Annotated in this window: 17 protein-coding genes and 2 riboswitches; of the genes, 14 read left to right on the forward strand and 3 right to left on the reverse strand. The window is 37.7% G+C overall.

Annotated elements, in window-relative coordinates:
* From F9U64_RS22815 to cysK, 7 genes are all read left to right on the forward strand, one after another.
* Positions 1–874, forward strand: an 874-nt coding sequence (locus F9U64_RS22815) for a rhamnulokinase (RefSeq protein WP_266095239.1), incomplete at its 5' end; no start/stop codon positions are given.
* On the forward strand, positions 861–2,117 hold the full coding sequence (gene rhaA / locus F9U64_RS04345; protein ID WP_153401787.1) for an L-rhamnose isomerase: 1,257 nt from the start codon (positions 861–863) through the stop codon (positions 2,115–2,117). The genes F9U64_RS22815 and rhaA, both read left to right, overlap by 14 nt.
* Before the next feature lie 114 nt (positions 2,118–2,231).
* Positions 2,232–4,298: a bifunctional aldolase/short-chain dehydrogenase gene (locus F9U64_RS04350; protein WP_153401788.1), complete on the forward strand. Its 2,067-nt coding sequence runs from the start codon at positions 2,232–2,234 to the stop codon at positions 4,296–4,298.
* A 117-nt stretch (positions 4,299–4,415) separates the two neighbouring features.
* Entirely contained in the window at positions 4,416–5,141 is a 726-nt protein-coding gene (locus F9U64_RS04355) for a (Fe-S)-binding protein (protein ID WP_153401789.1), read from the forward strand.
* Entirely contained in the window at positions 5,141–6,571 is a 1,431-nt protein-coding gene (locus tag F9U64_RS04360) for a LutB/LldF family L-lactate oxidation iron-sulfur protein (RefSeq protein ID WP_153401790.1), read from the forward strand. The genes F9U64_RS04355 and F9U64_RS04360 overlap by 1 nt, the downstream gene beginning before the upstream one ends.
* A complete protein-coding gene (locus F9U64_RS04365; protein ID WP_153401791.1) occupies positions 6,571–7,287 on the forward strand; it encodes a LutC/YkgG family protein in 717 nt (238 codons plus the stop codon). Before F9U64_RS04360 ends, F9U64_RS04365 begins: the two co-directional genes overlap by 1 nt.
* Positions 7,288–7,399: 112 nt before the next feature.
* Entirely contained in the window at positions 7,400–8,314 is a 915-nt protein-coding gene (cysK, locus tag F9U64_RS04370; RefSeq protein ID WP_153401792.1) for a cysteine synthase A, read from the forward strand.
* A gap of 118 nt (positions 8,315–8,432) precedes the next feature.
* On the opposite strand, the gene F9U64_RS04375 is transcribed toward cysK, so the two are convergent.
* Positions 8,433–8,711, reverse strand: coding sequence for a hypothetical protein (locus F9U64_RS04375; protein WP_228275582.1), 279 nt, complete (start codon positions 8,709–8,711; stop codon positions 8,433–8,435).
* A gap of 145 nt (positions 8,712–8,856) precedes the next feature.
* Here F9U64_RS04375 and F9U64_RS04380 point away from each other — a divergent pair, with 145 nt between their 5' ends.
* Both F9U64_RS04380 and F9U64_RS22595 read left to right on the forward strand, forming a co-directional pair.
* Positions 8,857–9,648 (forward strand): alpha/beta hydrolase, encoded by a 792-nt coding sequence (locus F9U64_RS04380; RefSeq protein ID WP_153401793.1) that lies wholly within the window; start codon positions 8,857–8,859, stop codon positions 9,646–9,648.
* Positions 9,649–9,662: 14 nt separating this feature from the next.
* Entirely contained in the window at positions 9,663–9,800 is a 138-nt protein-coding gene (locus F9U64_RS22595) for a hypothetical protein (RefSeq protein WP_194287276.1), read from the forward strand.
* Here F9U64_RS22595 and F9U64_RS04385 read toward each other — a convergent pair.
* Positions 9,797–10,243: a YaiI/YqxD family protein gene (locus F9U64_RS04385; RefSeq protein ID WP_153401794.1), complete on the reverse strand. Its 447-nt coding sequence runs from the start codon at positions 10,241–10,243 to the stop codon at positions 9,797–9,799. The two genes, F9U64_RS22595 and F9U64_RS04385, sit on opposite strands and share 4 nt — an antisense overlap.
* Before the next feature lie 131 nt (positions 10,244–10,374).
* Between F9U64_RS04385 and F9U64_RS04390 the strand changes: the two genes are divergently transcribed.
* From F9U64_RS04390 to F9U64_RS04400, 3 genes are all read left to right on the forward strand, one after another.
* Positions 10,375–11,541, forward strand: coding sequence for a M20 family metallopeptidase (locus F9U64_RS04390; protein ID WP_153401795.1), 1,167 nt, complete (start codon positions 10,375–10,377; stop codon positions 11,539–11,541).
* Positions 11,542–11,696: 155 nt separating this feature from the next.
* Positions 11,697–11,993 carry a TIGR04104 family putative zinc finger protein gene (locus tag F9U64_RS04395; protein ID WP_153401796.1) on the forward strand — a complete coding sequence of 99 codons (297 nt, stop codon included), beginning with the start codon at positions 11,697–11,699 and terminating at the stop codon, positions 11,991–11,993.
* A gap of 447 nt (positions 11,994–12,440) precedes the next feature.
* Complete coding sequence (locus F9U64_RS04400) at positions 12,441–12,818, forward strand: DUF1360 domain-containing protein (RefSeq protein ID WP_153401797.1); 378 nt, start codon at positions 12,441–12,443, stop codon at positions 12,816–12,818.
* A 131-nt stretch (positions 12,819–12,949) separates the two neighbouring features.
* On the opposite strand, the gene dapA is transcribed toward F9U64_RS04400, so the two are convergent.
* Positions 12,950–13,840 carry a 4-hydroxy-tetrahydrodipicolinate synthase gene (gene dapA / locus F9U64_RS04405; RefSeq protein ID WP_153401798.1) on the reverse strand — a complete coding sequence of 297 codons (891 nt, stop codon included), beginning with the start codon at positions 13,838–13,840 and terminating at the stop codon, positions 12,950–12,952.
* Between the two features lie 187 nt (positions 13,841–14,027).
* Positions 14,028–14,206: riboswitch (Lysine riboswitch) on the reverse strand.
* A 202-nt stretch (positions 14,207–14,408) separates the two neighbouring features.
* Positions 14,409–14,515: riboswitch (TPP riboswitch) on the forward strand.
* A gap of 90 nt (positions 14,516–14,605) precedes the next feature.
* On the opposite strand from dapA, the gene tenA reads away from it, so the two are divergent.
* Complete coding sequence (tenA, locus tag F9U64_RS04410; protein WP_153401799.1) at positions 14,606–15,286, forward strand: thiaminase II; 681 nt, start codon at positions 14,606–14,608, stop codon at positions 15,284–15,286.
* Between the two features lie 4 nt (positions 15,287–15,290).
* Entirely contained in the window at positions 15,291–15,881 is a 591-nt protein-coding gene (locus F9U64_RS04415) for an ECF transporter S component (RefSeq protein WP_153401800.1), read from the forward strand.

A 15,881-nucleotide genomic window follows, 5' to 3' on the forward strand; every position in this document is an offset into this window, starting at 1 on the left:
TGCAAAAGAACAAGATTGGAATAACATATTTATAGAAAAAATCGGTATACCTCCTCATATTTTTTCTAAACCAGTTCAGCCTATGCAGGCAATTGGCAGACTGACAGAAGAATTGAAAGACGAGCTGGGGTGTGACCTTGATGTGGTATTACCAGGAACACATGATACTGCTTCAGCGGTAGTCAGTGTACCGAGTAATGAAACCATTTACATTAGCTCTGGAACTTGGTCGCTAATCGGTGTAGAACATCATGAACCGATAAGTACAGAAAAAGCGTTGGAATATAATTTCACCAATGAAGGTGGCGTTAATAATAATATTCGGTTCTTAAAAAATATAATGGGCCTATGGATGATTCAGGAAGTAAAAAGAGAATTAAAAGACCACTTTGACTTTCCTCAGTTTGTAGACTTTGCTTATAAAAAAGCTGATTTCCCGTCTATTGTCGATGTAAATGATCCCCGTTTTTTGAACCCGGGCAGTATGGTTCGGGCGATTCAGGATTATTGTCTTTTAACATCACAGTTGATACCTGAAACACCCGGTGAAATAGCAGCATGTATTTTCAATAGTTTAGTTGATAGTTATAAAAATGCTGCAGCACAAATTGAAGAATTAACAGGTAAAAGTTATGCAACTATCCATATAATTGGTGGCGGCAGTCAAAACAATTATATAAATGAAAAGTTGGCGGAAAGTACAGGAAAGACGGTTTATACAGGACCAACGGAAGCGACTGCAATTGGAAACCTGATAGCACAAATGGTAGCAACAGGAGAAATTGATTCATTGGAAAAATCGAAAAATTTAATAAATCAATCATTTGATATTCAACAATATAACCGAGAGGGGAATAATGATGTCAGTAAATGATAATTTTCAACAAGCAAAGCAGCAGTATGAAAAATGGGGAGTTTCCGTAGAAAATGCTATCGAAAAACTAAAGAACGTTTCCATATCCATTCATTGTTGGCAAGGTGATGACATTGCTGGTTTTGAAGTGAATCAGCAAGAACTGTCTGGCGGAATTGATGTAACAGGAAATTATCCGGGAAAAGCAGTAAACCCAGAGCAATTAAGATCTGATCTGGAAAAAGCACTTTCTTTAATTCCCGGTACTCATAAAATTAATTTGCATGCGATTTATGCAGAAACAGATGGAGAATTTGTTGACCGTAATGAATTAGAGCCAAAGCATTTTACTAATTGGGTAAACTGGGCAAAAGAGAATAACTTAGGGTTAGATTTTAACCCTACATTGTTTTCCCATCCAAAAGCTGCAGATGGTTTAACACTTGCTCATCCTGATGAAGAAGTTCGCGATTTCTGGATTCAGCATTGTATAAAGTCACGTAGGATTGGGGAGTATTTTGGAAAAGAATTGGGTCAATCTTGTTTAACAAATATTTGGATTCCTGATGGATATAAAGATATTCCGAGTGATCGCTTAACACCCCGTAAACGACTGAAAGAGTCATTAGACGAGATTTTTGCTGCAGATGTGGATGAAACTTACAACATTGACGCGGTAGAAAGTAAATTATTTGGTATTGGTTCAGAAGCATACGTTGTAGGTTCTCATGAGTTTTACATGGGTTATGCACTGAAAAATAACAAGCTTTGCTTATTAGATACAGGACATTATCATCCAACAGAGGTTGTTTCTAATAAAATCTCTGCAATGCTCTTGTTCAGTGATAAATTAGCACTTCATGTCTCCAGGCCGGTTCGCTGGGATAGTGATCATGTTGTCATTTTTGACGATGAATTACGGGAGATTGGTTTGGAAATTGTCCGTAATAATGCCATCGATAAAGTGATGATCGGTCTTGATTTTTTCGATGCGAGCATTAATAGAGTAGCAGCATGGACGATTGGTACTCGTAATATGATTAAATCATTATTGTATGCATTATTATTACCACATGATTATTTAAAACAGTTGCAAGAAGAAGGAAACTTTACAGACAGATTGGCATTAATGGAAGAATTCAAAACTTACCCATTTGGCGCAGTATGGGATTATTATTGTGAGAAAATGGGTGTGCCGGTAAAAGAACAATGGCTGGATGAAATAAAAAAATATGAAAAAGCTGTATTATCACATCGAGAATAAAAACAGATAAATATTTGTTTGTGTTGATTTATGTTTGTTTAATAGCTATAATAAAAGGAGATATAATTTTAAACAAAAATAAAAACAGAAATCAAACAATGAGGAGGAAGTTACTTGGTACAATATCTTTGGGATGATAAAAAAGCGGTAAATAAAGATGGATTAGAATCACTTGTTTACCGTTCCAATTTACTTGGATCTGAGCGGTCTGTTGTAAACTGGGGCGGTGGGAACACCTCTGCTAAAACCATCGAGAAGGATTTTAAAGGGGAAGACATTGAAGTCATGTGGGTGAAAGGAAGTGGGTCTGACCTAGCGACAATGAAGGCAGAAAACTTTACCGGCCTTAATTTAGCAGATATCCGGCCGCTGTTAGAGCGTGAGGATATGACAGATGAGGAAATGGTTTCATATTTAGGACATTGTATGATTGATGTCAAACATCCACGTTCCTCTATTGAAACCTTATTACATGCATTTTTACCATTTAAACAAGTGGATCATACTCATCCAGATGCAATCATTAGTATTGCATGTGCAGATAATGGGAAAGAAGTAGCTAAAGAGATCTATGGTGATCGATTTGTTTGGGTGCCATACATTCGTCCAGGCTTCAAATTATCCAAAATGATTGCAGAGGGTGTGAAAAACAATCCTGAGGCGGAACTCGTGATTATGGAGAAGCACGGACTTGTTACATGGGGTGAAACATCACAAGAAAGCTATAATAAAACAATCGAGATTATTAATGAGGCAGAAAGCTATATTAATCAGCAATCAGAAGGAAAAGCACTGTTTGGCGGGGCACAATACGACTCGTTAAATGAACAAGACAGAAAAGACTTATTTGCAGACATTATGCCGATCATTAGAGGACAAGTTAGTCAGAATAATAGAATGCTAGCAACATATAATGACAATGACAGTGTCCTGGAATTTGTCAATAGTCGTGATGCAAAAGAATTGTCGCAGATTGGTGCAGCATGTCCTGATCACCTTGTTCATACGAAACGGGTGCCTCTATTTATTGATTGGAATCCTCAATCAGAAGATAAAGCGGTATTAATTGACAAGGTAAGAGCTGGTTTGGATCAGTTTAAAGCGGAATATGAAGCCTATTTTGAAAGAAATAAGCAAGAAGGGGATGTATTATCCGAAACAGCACCGCGGATTATATTAATTCCCGGACTTGGGATGATTAATACAGGGAAGAGCTGGTCTGCAGCGAATGTCAGTGAACAGCTGTATCACAGGGCAATATCTGTAATGGCTGGTTCGACGGTATTAGGTAACTTTGTTTCATTAAATGAAGCAGAATCCTATGGTGTGGAATATTGGCCACTGGAGTTATATAAATTAAGTTTAGCACCTGCTGAAAAAGAATTTTCCCGTCATGTTGCGTTTGTGACAGGTGGTGCTGGCGGAATCGGGACAGCAACCACTTATCGTTTATTAGAAGATGGTGCACATGTTGTCATTGCCGATATTAACTTAGAAGGTGCAGAAAACTTAGCAAAAGAAGTAAATGAAAGATATGGTGAAAACCGGGCATTTGCATTAAAAATGGATGTAACCAAAGAAGCAGAAGTACAGCAGGCAATCCAGAATTCCGTTCTTCATTATGGGGGAATCGATATTCTGGTAAACAATGCAGGTTTAGCAAGCTCCAGTCCTTTTGAAGAAACAACGATCGATCAATGGAATTTAAATATCAATGTTTTAGTCACAGGTTATTTCCTTGTAGCCAGAGAAGTATTCAAGCTGATGAAAGATCAGGCAATTGGTGGTAATATGGTATTTATCGGTTCGAAAAACTCGATTTATGCAGGGAAAAATGCGGCAGCATACAGTACCGCAAAGGCTGCGGAAGTCCATTTAGCGAGAACCATTGCTGCTGATGGAGGATCACTTGGAATTCGAGTGAACTCTGTCTTGCCAGACGCTGTGATCCGCGGGTCAAAAATCTGGGATTCTTCATGGAAGAAAGAACGTGCTTCTTCTTACGGTATCGGAACAGATGATTTAGAAGAACATTACCGTAAACGTACGATTTTAAATGTGAACATTTTACCAGAAGATATTGCAGAATCTGTTGCATTTTTAGCTTCTTCCAAAGCGGCGAAAACAACAGGGTGTATGGTAACAGTAGATGGTGGCGTTGCTGCTGCATTTACCAGATAATGAAGGAAAATGGATAAACTCTCAATTTAGAGGGTTTATCCATTCTACTATTTACGAGAATAGTGATAAAATAATAGGAAAGTCATGATTGGGAACATCCAAAAAGGGGCGTTAAAAGTGAAAGTATCTTTTTTTATCACATGTTTAGGGGATATTTTTTATGCAAATGCCGGAAAAGCTGCGGTAGAACTGCTAGAAAGATTAGGTTGTGAAGTAGAATTTCCCGATGCTCAGACATGTTGTGGTCAGCCGGCATATAACAGCGGATACCATAAAGAGACGCTTGAGGCTGCCAAACATATGATAGAAGTATTTGAGCAGTCAGAGTATGTTGTCGGTATTTCCGGATCTTGTGTTTATATGCTGCATGAATATGTTCATTTATTTAAAGACGGTTCCAATTGGCAGAAACGGGCCATTGCTCTTAAAGAGAAAACCTATGAATTTTCTCAATTTATCGTTGAGATACTTGGCATAGAAGATGTTGGAGCAAGTTATCAAGCTGTAGCAACATATCATACTTCCTGCCATATGACAAGATTACTTGGTGTGAAAGAAGCACCTTTCAAATTATTGGAAAATGTAAAAGGCTTAAAAATGGTAGATTTGCCATATCGTCATGATTGTTGTGGGTTTGGAGGGACATTTTCTGTTAAAATGGCAAATATATCAGAACAAATGGTTGATGAAAAAATCTCTCATATTGAAGAAACAGAAGCGAATCTATTACTGGGTGCGGATGGAAGCTGCTTAATGAATATTGGTGGCCGAATTACTAGACAAGGCAAACCAGTTGAAGTAAAGCATATTGCCGAAATTTTAAACAGCAGAGGTGATGAATAATGCCGATGCATATTGGGGAAAAGGATTTTAAAAAACGTGTAACAAAAGGTATTCAGGATGATTTTATGCGCGGTGCTGTGCGCTCGGCTCAGGAAAGGCTGCAAAACAGACGTGCTGCTGCAGCAGAAGAATTGGGAGACTGGGAAGAATGGCGAACACTCGGTCAGCAAATACGAAGCCACACTGTTGAACACCTGGATTATTACTTACACCAGTTAAGCGAAAAAGTAGCTGAACTTGGGGGACATGTTTTCTTTGCCGAAACAGGAGAAGAAGCAAACGAGTATATTAAACAGGTTGTTCAGGAAAAGAATGCAAAGAAAATCGCCAAATCAAAATCAATGGTAACAGAAGAAATTTCGATGAATGAGGCTTTGGAAGGAATCGGCTGTGAAGTGATTGAAACAGATTTAGGGGAATATATTCTGCAAATTGATGACCATGATCCCCCATCTCATATTGTGGCACCAGCGCTGCATAAAAATAAGGAACAAATTAGAGATGTTTTTAAAGAAAGACTGGATTATTTAAAGACTGAAAAACCAGAAGAACTTGCGTTATTTGCTCGGGAAAAATTGCGAGAAGAATTTTTAACTGCCGATATCGGGATAACCGGCTGCAACTTCGCTGTTGCGGAATCAGGTTCATTTGCCCTTGTCACAAATGAAGGAAATGCACGCATGGTAACAGCATTACCAAAAACACAAATTACGGTAATGGGCATGGAACGGATTGTTCCTGGCTGGGAGGAGCTTGATATTGTTGTCAGTCTTTTAACAAGAGCAGCAGTCGGCCAGAAATTAACCAGTTATATAACGGCATTAACGGGGCCGAAACAGATAGACGAAGCGGATGGACCAGAAGAGTTTCACTTAGTGATCGTAGACAATGGCCGCTCAAAAATACTTGGTACAGAATTTCAGGAAGCTTTACACTGTATTCGCTGTGCTGCATGTATTAATGTATGCCCTGTTTACCGTCATGTTGGCGGTCATGCTTATGGATCGATTTATCCTGGTCCTATTGGGGCGGTGTTATCCCCATTATTATCAGATTATGATGAATATAAAGAGTTACCATATGCTTCTTCTTTATGTGGGGCGTGTACAGAAGTTTGTCCAGTGAAAATACCGTTACATGAGCAGCTGATTATGCACAGAAGGAAGATAGTCGAAGATGAGAAAAAGTCTACGTTAGCTGAGCGTATTGCCATGAGAGGCTTTGAGCAAATAGTTCATTCTGCAAACCTTTATCGTACAGCTACGAGGATGGCCCCATTTTTAACAACTCCGTTTGCTAAGAATAATGTGATCACAAAAGGACCGGGACCAATTAGAAATTGGACAGATACCAGGGATCTACCTAGACCGACCAAAGAAAGATTTCGTGACTGGTTTAAAAACAGGGAAAAACAAGGGGGAGCTGTCTAATGAAAGGAAAGATAATCAATCGAGAGCGGTTCTTAACAAATGTCTCCTCAAAAATTGGCGGCTTGACACCAGAGAAGTCCATCGAAAAACCGGAATGGACTGTGAACCCCCAGCATAATGTACTGAAAGATTTTACACAAGACCAGTTGGTGGATGTGTTAAAAGAGCAATGCCAACATATTCATACAGATTTTTTTCAGACAACATCTGACAGATTAAAGGATACATTAAATGATGTTTTGGCACAGTATGCAACAAAGTCATTTATTTATTCAGCAGATGAACGTTTTCAGACATATCACCTTGATGATTTTTTCCAATCTTCAGTAAATGAAAAACGAGCAATAATGGAATGGGACCCGGAAGATCGGGAGACTTCTGTAAGTTTTGCCGAGAAAGCAGATGCCGGAATCACATTTAGTGATATGACACTTGCAGAATCGGGAACAATTGTGTTGTTTAATGGAAAAGGGCAAGGACGTTCTGTTAGTCTTCTGCCACGTGATTATATTGCCATTGTACCTAAATCCACGATTGTCCCAAGAATGACACAGGCAACACAATATATCCATGAACTGGTGAAAACGGGGAAAAATATAGCTTCATGTGTAAATTTTATTACTGGACCTAGTAATAGTGCAGATATTGAGATGAATTTAGTTGTTGGTGTACATGGTCCCATTCAGGCAGCTTATATTATTGTTGAAGATAAATAGATGATAAAAATGCTTAAGGAGGACAATTACTTAAGCATTTTATCTTTTAAGAATATTGGTAAAAAAAATAAATCCTTGATAAAATAAGTTGTGTGAAAGGTAGGAGAAATTAATGAAAGTATACCAAAGCATGACTGAATTGATTGGAAACACACCAATGGTAAAATTGAACCGAATCGTACCTAGTGATGCTGCCGATGTTTATATGAAACTGGAGATGTTTAATCCAACCAAAAGTGTCAAAGATCGTGCAGCTTACAATATGATCGACAAAGCGGAAAAAGAAGGATATATACAAGAGGGAGCGACCATTATCGAGCCAACCAGTGGAAATACTGGCATTGGACTCGCCATGAATGCTGCAGTAAGAGGTTATAAAGCGATATTAGTAATGCCTGACAATATGACACAAGAGCGAATTAATTTGTTAAAAGCATATGGTGCGGAAGTTGTTTTAACACCAAGTCAGGAGAAAATGCCTGGTGCAATAAGAAAAGCAAAGGAATTGGCTGATAAAATACCGAACAGTTTTGTGCCGCAACAGTTCGAAAATCATGCTAATCCGGAAATCCACCGTTCTACAACGGCCAAAGAGATATTAGAGCAAATGAATCACCAGTTAGATGGCTTTGTAGCTACGGCTGGAACTGGCGGCACTATTACGGGTACAGGGGAAGTTTTAAGAGAAAGCCTGGCAGACCTTTATATTGCGGTAGCAGAACCTAAAGGCTCGCCAGTTTTATCTGGCGGAACACCAGGAAAGCATAAATTGGTAGGGACAAGCCCAGGTTTTATTCCGGATATTTTGAATACGAATATTTATGATGAAATTCTTCAGATAAGTGACGAAGATGCGGTTACTACTTTTAAACGGCTGGCAAAAGAAGAAGGAATTTTTGTGGGACTGTCTGCAGGAGCAGCTGCCTATGCTGCCATTCAAGTAGCGAAAAAACTCGGGAAAGGAAAGAAAGTTGTCTGTATTGCACCAGACACTGGAGAAAGATATCTGAGTATGAATCTATTTTAATAAGAAAAACTTGCAATCGCTCGTCTTTTAACGACTTTGTCCATTTTTCTTATAATTGGAACTTCAAAACGTGAAAAAAGGACTTAGATTTTTCATCTAAATCCTTTCATCAGTTCATTTAATATGGTCCATAGAAAGGTCCTGGGCCATATGGAGGTCTAGGGCCGAACGGATATGGATTTGGTCCAGGACCAGGTCCAGGTCCATAGTAAGGATATGGTCCGTAAGGCGGGTAAGGATAAGGTCTTGGCGGACCATCTGCTATTTCTCCTCCAAGAAAGCCTAATCCAAATCCTAACAACCCAGCTCCAAGTGGTCCAATTGGTCCGAAGAATCGTTCATCCTGTCTATGCATATGCGGATCATTATAATAAGATTGGTTCATAGGTGTATACAACATACATGCTCCTTTCAGTGATAAACAGATAATTACTTACCTGATAGTAGCCTATGCACGGATACCCATTATGTAAGGGTAAATACCCATTTTTCAAAAATTTAAGATAAGTCTTTCAAATTACGGGATAAAGCGGGGATAGAGGATGAAAATATTAGATAAAAATCAAATCGATTGGCAGAATGATTCGCTTCATGATGAATGCCCAAGCCTTACTCCATATCTTTTGAATGATAATAAGGAAGCACCATTTATTATCGTCATTCCAGGAGGCGGTTATAGTCACAGAGCATATCATGAAGGGGAACCTGTTGCTGAATGGCTGAATGAAAATGGCTATCATGCCGCAGTACTGCGTTACCGAGTCGCACCAATTCAGGATCAGGAAACAATCAATAATGGCCAAATGGCAGTCAGGGCGGTACGCTACTATGCAAAAGAGTGGGGAATTGTTCCAGAAAAAATTGGCGTATTAGGATTTTCAGCAGGCGGGCATCTGGCAGCAATGATTAGTAACCGTTTCGAAGACGGCGATCAGTCAAGTGATGATCCTTTGTACCATTATTCTAGCCGGCCGGATTTTCAGATATTATGTTATCCTGTTCTATCAATGGGAGCATATACACATGAAGGTAGTAAACATAATTTGATTGGGCCTGATGCTGCTGATTTTCTGATCGATCATTATTCAGCAGAAAAATTAGTTACAGCAAATACACCTCCTGCATTTATCTGGTCAACAGCTGATGATGCATCTGTTTCGGTCTTTAACAGTCTGCAATATGTCCAGGCTCTGCAACAATACCATATCAACTATGATTTACATATATACCAGGAGGGTAGACATGGATTGGGACTCGCAGACGAACACCCCCATGCCTATATGTGGAAAGACGTCTGTTTAAATTGGCTGAATCAGTATATTAGAGCAAAATAAAAGGAGTTTTTCGAATGACAAAAGTAAAAATGTTAGTCCAATCTACTTACAATGGCCAGCTGTTACGCGAAGGAAGAGTGTATGAAGTTCCGGCAGAAACAGCTGAACGCTGGCAAGTAAGTAAAATTGCCGAGATCATCCAGGAGGATTAATTATATTGTTCCAGAAGCTTTCGTAAGGAATTACGGAAGCTTTCTTTTTGGCTGTAGTCTAATTTCTTTGGTCCTTTTGTCCGAAACCCTGCTTTTCTCGCCTTTGCTTTCCGATGTCTTTCATCAAGCATTTGATCGATTTTTTCTTTCGTATAATGAAATCCGATATGATGAAGAACAAAGCAGCCTTTCTCCAGTCCTAGAGCTGCCAGCCCATAATCCTGGGTCACAATCAAGTCATTTGATTTGGCCATTCCAACAATTTTATAATCTGCAGCATCTGCTCCGGAATCAACATAGCTTACTTTCACATTTTCAGGGTATTCTTGTAAAGAGAAATGACTGTAGCTTTTCACTAAAACTACATTAATGTGAAAGTCTTTGGCTTCTTTAATAATTGTATCAATTACAGGGCAGGCATCTGCATCCACATATATCTTCATATTGATCTCCTTTCAGCAATATTTCGGCATATTTTCACAATTATTGCTATATCTGTGTCAATATATATAGCATTCTTTCATAAAATATAGTATGATTTTCTTAATCTTAATAGAAGGCAAGGGAACGTTAGATGAATGACTATGTAAAACAGCATCAAGAGGATATGTTGGAACTTTTAGCACAATTGGTTAATATAGACAGCGGGTCATATGATAAAGATGGTGTAAACAAAATTGGTGACAGGTTGAAAGCACTGTATCAGCAATTAGGTTTACATGTACAAAAATATCAGCAAACGGAATTCGGCGACCATCTTGCCATTCATTCTATTACGTGCAAAGAACCTTCCATTCTTATTATAGCACATATGGATACTGTTTTTGAAAAAGGAACAGCTGCCAGGCGACCTTTCCGTATGGAAAATAATCGCGCATTTGGTCCTGGTGTAATTGACATGAAAGCAAGTTTAGTTTCCGTATATTATGCAATGAAAGCATTAAAAAATTATAACCGGAAAGCATTTGATGAAGTAGAGATTCTATTGACAAGTGATGAAGAGATTGGTTCTGCTAGTTCAAGACAGCTGATTGAAAAAAAGGCGGCAGGTAAAAAATTTGCTCTCGTAATGGAACCAGCAAGAAAAAATGGTGCGATCGTATCTGCAAGAAGAGGAAAAGGACATTATACGTTAGAAGTCATTGGAAAAGCGGCACATTCAGGAATTGAACCGGAAAGAGGGAGAAGTGCCATTGAAGAATTAGCACATAAGATTATTCAACTACACGAAATCACAGATGAAGATGCAGGGATCCATGTTAATGTTGGACTTATCGAAGGCGGCAGTTCAGTGAATACGATTTCAGACCATGCTACAGCAGAGATTGATGTTCGCTTTAGAAATCAAGAACAAGCCGAAGTGATTGAAAAACAAATCGAACAAATTACTTCTTCAACAGAAGTTGCCGGCACAAAAGTGATTATCGATGGAGAAATGAATCGTCCGCCAATGGAAAAGACAGAGAAAACAGAGCGCTTATTAAAAATTATTAAAAAAGTAGGCAGTGAATTACAGATCAACATTATTGACACAGAGACGGGCGGCGGTTCTGATGCTTCTTATCCTGCCGCATTAGGAATCCCAACTGTGGATGGATTAGGACCAGTGGGAGGAAATGCTCATAGAGAAGATGAGTATCTGGAATTGGATTCACTCATTCCGAGGACATTACTATTGGCTCAAGTAATTGAGAAATTAGCCAATAAAATTATCAGTAAACGAGAAAAGTCGATAAGTTAAATAAATGCGTAATTATGGCAGCAACTCCATTCATATTCTGATTGGATTGCTGTTTTTGTTTTCAAGAAAAGTTTGGTGGAACTCTTGTTATGTTATAATTAAAACAGAGAAGAAATAATTCAACTCATTATTTTAGTGGAAAGGGCGATGTAAACATGCCGGTTTGCCAGATATGTCACAAAACATGGAGCTGGAAACAGACGATAAAAAAATCGTTTACTTTGGATACGGGAATGAACTGTCCCTATTGCGGCGAAAAACAATATGTTACGACAAAAACAAGGAAAATAACGGCCCTAATTACGTTTGCTGTACCTGTCATCATGTTAGTCAATTTATTCTTCGGTGCTTCTCTAGTTTTTTTATTTTTGTTAATAGGTGTTGTTTTTTTATTCTTTGGAACATATCCTTTTTATATGAAATTATCAAATGAAGAGGAAACTATTTGGTAATAATAAATTAATGGAAAATATATATATATCAGCTAAGAATGATCCTTCATACCATTTTTAGCTGAGGCAAGTATTCTAATTCATTAAAAGAGTAATAAGCCTCCAGGCAGATTTCACTGTAACCTCCTCTTTTCACTTCTTTTTACCATATAGATCAACTTCAATATATTACTTCTCCATAAACGCAATTTCAAAACATAATAGAATTTTCTAGTAACAAGGATTAGAAAGTTAGTCTGTTATAATGAACCGAATAAAATATGTAGATTGTACCATACTAAATAGGCAGGTATGCAGTAATGAGTACGTCAATCGTTTATTTGAAGATAAATGGTTCTGAAGAAAAGCGTGGGACCAAAATCTTTAGCCAGCTAAGCAAATTTACTAACTAATTAAATTAACCGTATTATAATTATGTAAACTGATTATTGAAGGGAGAACTATTAATTGGAAAGTGTCTCAGTTGATTGGTTAACATATTTCATTCTTATTTTAGCAAGTTATCGTCTGACACATTTAATCGTATTTGATAAGATAACAGAATTTATCCGAAAACCTTTCTTAAAAAAGCAGAAGGTCAAGGATGCACACGGAATAGAACATATTAAAAAAGTGCCAACATCTAATTTTGGTTATCTTCTTAATTGCTATTGGTGTGCAGGGATCTGGAGTGCCATTATTATTGTATTAGCTTTTTTATATTTACATGACATTGCTTGGATAGTCATATTTATTCTATCCATCGCTGGGGGACAGGCCATTTTAGAAACTGTGGTGGGTGTAGGAGTGAAATTGACAAAATGGTTGAGTGAAAAAGCGGAGTAGCAGGATTTCCTGTTTAATAATTCTAAATACTAGTATCAATTGTCTTAACTTTGGAAGACGATTTTAAAATAAAAAAAAGGGGAATCGTCATGAATGACATTTCTGCCATTCATGATGATTCCCAACATTTATTATCCAGCATGATAGTTGTTTTTAAGAAAAGGCAATTGCTGTTTTAATAATTGTAATTCTTCTGTATTTAGCGGTACTAGTGGAAGTCTTACTGAACCAACTTCAATACCTAACATATTTAATGCAGCTTTTACAGGGCTTGGACTAGGCGCTGAGAACATTGCCTGCATTACCGGAAGAAGGTCCTGGTGCAGAATAGCAGCATCAGCTATACGTCCTTGCTGAAATGCTGATATCATTTCGTTCATTTCATTACCGATAATGTGTGAAGAAACGGAAACAACACCTTTACCACCGATTGCGAGTATTGGCAATGTTAAACTGTCATCACCACTGTATAAAGAAAAGTGAGCTGGTGTATGGTGAATAATTGTAGTCATTGCATCTAAATTTCCGCTAGCTTCTTTTACGGCAACAATATTATCTATTTGTGCCAGATCAATAATTGTTTCTGGTAATAGATTAACACCGGTTCTTCCAGGGATATTATATAACATCACTGGTAAAGTTGTTGCACTGGCGATAGCTTTAAAATGTTCATACATTCCCTGTTGTGATGGCTTGTTGTAATATGGTGTTACTAACATGACACCATCCACACCAATTAATTCGGCCTGTATTGTCAATTCAATCGATGCTTGCGTATTATTCGAACCTGTACCTGCAATAACGGGAATTCGCTTATTTACGGTTTTTACAACGAATTTGATTAACGCTATTTTCTCTTCTGTAGATAATGTTGGTGATTCACCGGTTGTTCCAGCAACGACTATTCCTTCTGTACCATTCGCAATTAAATAATTTATTAATGTTTCCGCTTTTTGATAGTCTACTTGTCCGTTCTGATCATATGGTGTTACCATTGCTGTGATCACTCGACCAAAGTTCATATTCATCCACCTCTATTCATAGATTTAAAACAATTCGCACTTTTTTGGATTATGAATAGAGCATATCCCAACATAGAAAACTAGAATTCCGGAAAAAAGGAAGTTTTCTTTATTTACTGCATCCTTACCCAATCAAAAAGCCACAATGAGAGGGTCTCATTGTGGCATCATTATTTATGGATAAGATGCGTGAGATAGCCCTCCATATAGATTTACTATATGACAGCCCAACATTTATTCAATGTAAGACCAGTGATTTAAAATGACGTGTTTCTAATCACTTCGGCAAATCCCCCTTTCAGCAATTGTAATTGGCCACATCTCCTCTAACTGCTTACTAATGGTCTTCGCACCTCTATGCTCACTTCAAAAATATTTGAAGTAATACTTATTCAATTGTTTTAATATTGTCTCCCACTATAGCAGATTTTAGTTTATATTGCAATAAGGATCAATATTTTCCTGAAGATAAATAAAAGATTGTCTCAGTAATATTGGAAAGTATATCATAATTTGTATTGACAAGTTAATATAATCTGTTATAGTTAAGACGAAATTAAATAACGCAAAATTCCACTAGGGGTGTCTTTAAAAGACTGAGATTAAAGTGTAACTTTAAGACCCTTAGAACCTGATCTGGTTCATACCAGCGTAGGGAAGTGGCGAAAGTGTACACTTTCATTCTCATAATTCTGTAGTTATGACCACTATCTCTATGTCTGTATTGATAGTGGTTTTTTGTGTTAACTAAGAGGAGGAATTATGATGAAATTTTCAGAGATTTTACGTAAGGAAGCAGATCCGATTTGGCAGGCAAGTTTTGATCACCCATTTGTACAGGGGGTAGGTCAGGGAACATTACCAGTGGAAAAATTCAAATACTATGTGCAGCAGGATGCCTATTATTTATCACATTTTGCTCGAGTCCAAGCATTAGGTGCTGCTAAATCGAATTCATTAGAAGTAACCAATCGGATGGCTTCACATGCTCAAGGTACATATGAAGCAGAATTGGAGCTGCATAGGGCTTTTAGTGAAATTCTTGGTATTACAGAAGAAGAAAAAGCGGCATTTAAGCCATCACCAACTGCTTACGCTTATACTTCCCACATGTATCGAGCTGCATATGAAGGACATTTAGGTGATATTATCGCAGCAATTCTGCCATGTTATTGGCTATATTATGAAGTTGGTGAACAATTAAAAGATTGTAAACCAGACCATCCTGTCTATCAAAAGTGGATTGCAACATATGGCGGAGATTGGTTCCGTTCTTTAGTAATGGAGCAAATTGACAGACTGAATGTTATTGCAGAACAAGTAACCGAAACAGATAGGGAGCGTATGAAGGAACACTTTTTGATCAGCAGTAATTATGAGTTGTCATTTTGGGAAATGGCTTATCAAATGGAAACATGGGATAGTCTGACTAAGAAAGGTTTCTAATGATATGAAAAATAAGCTGACATTAACAGATATTTTAGTAACGGTCGTCATCGCTGTTGTTTTTAGTGTGATTTATAAAATATGGGGCCCTTTGTATAATACTCTTTCTATTTTTGGATTGCATATTGATCAATTAGTTTATGGCATGTGGTTTATGGCAGCAACTGTAGCATTTTTAATTATTAGAAAACCAGGTGTTGCATTGCTGGCAGAATTAGCGGCAGCTCAAGGAGAATTTTTGTTTGGCGGTCAATGGGGAATCAGCCTGCTTTTATATGGTCTGGTTCAAGGATTAGGTTGTGAGTTAATATTTGCGCTGTTCCGTTATAAAAACTATCAGATATTTGTGTTGTGTCTTGCAGCAATTGGAGCAACAATTGGTTCACTTTGGCTAGATATCTATTATGGTTATATTACTGAATTAGTCTGGTGGAATTTAGCTCTTCTAATTTTATTCAGGACAGCTGGAGCAATTGTTATTACTGGTTTCTTTGCATACTATCTAGTCAAAGCATTAGAAAAAACCGGTGTTACTAATTTAGTAAGACCGGTCAATGAAACCCACTACAAGGCATTAGATGAAGAAGCAAGGTGA

The organism is Gracilibacillus oryzae (genome assembly GCF_009498735.1).
GTDB lineage: Bacteria > Bacillota > Bacilli > Bacillales > Amphibacillaceae > Gracilibacillus > Gracilibacillus oryzae.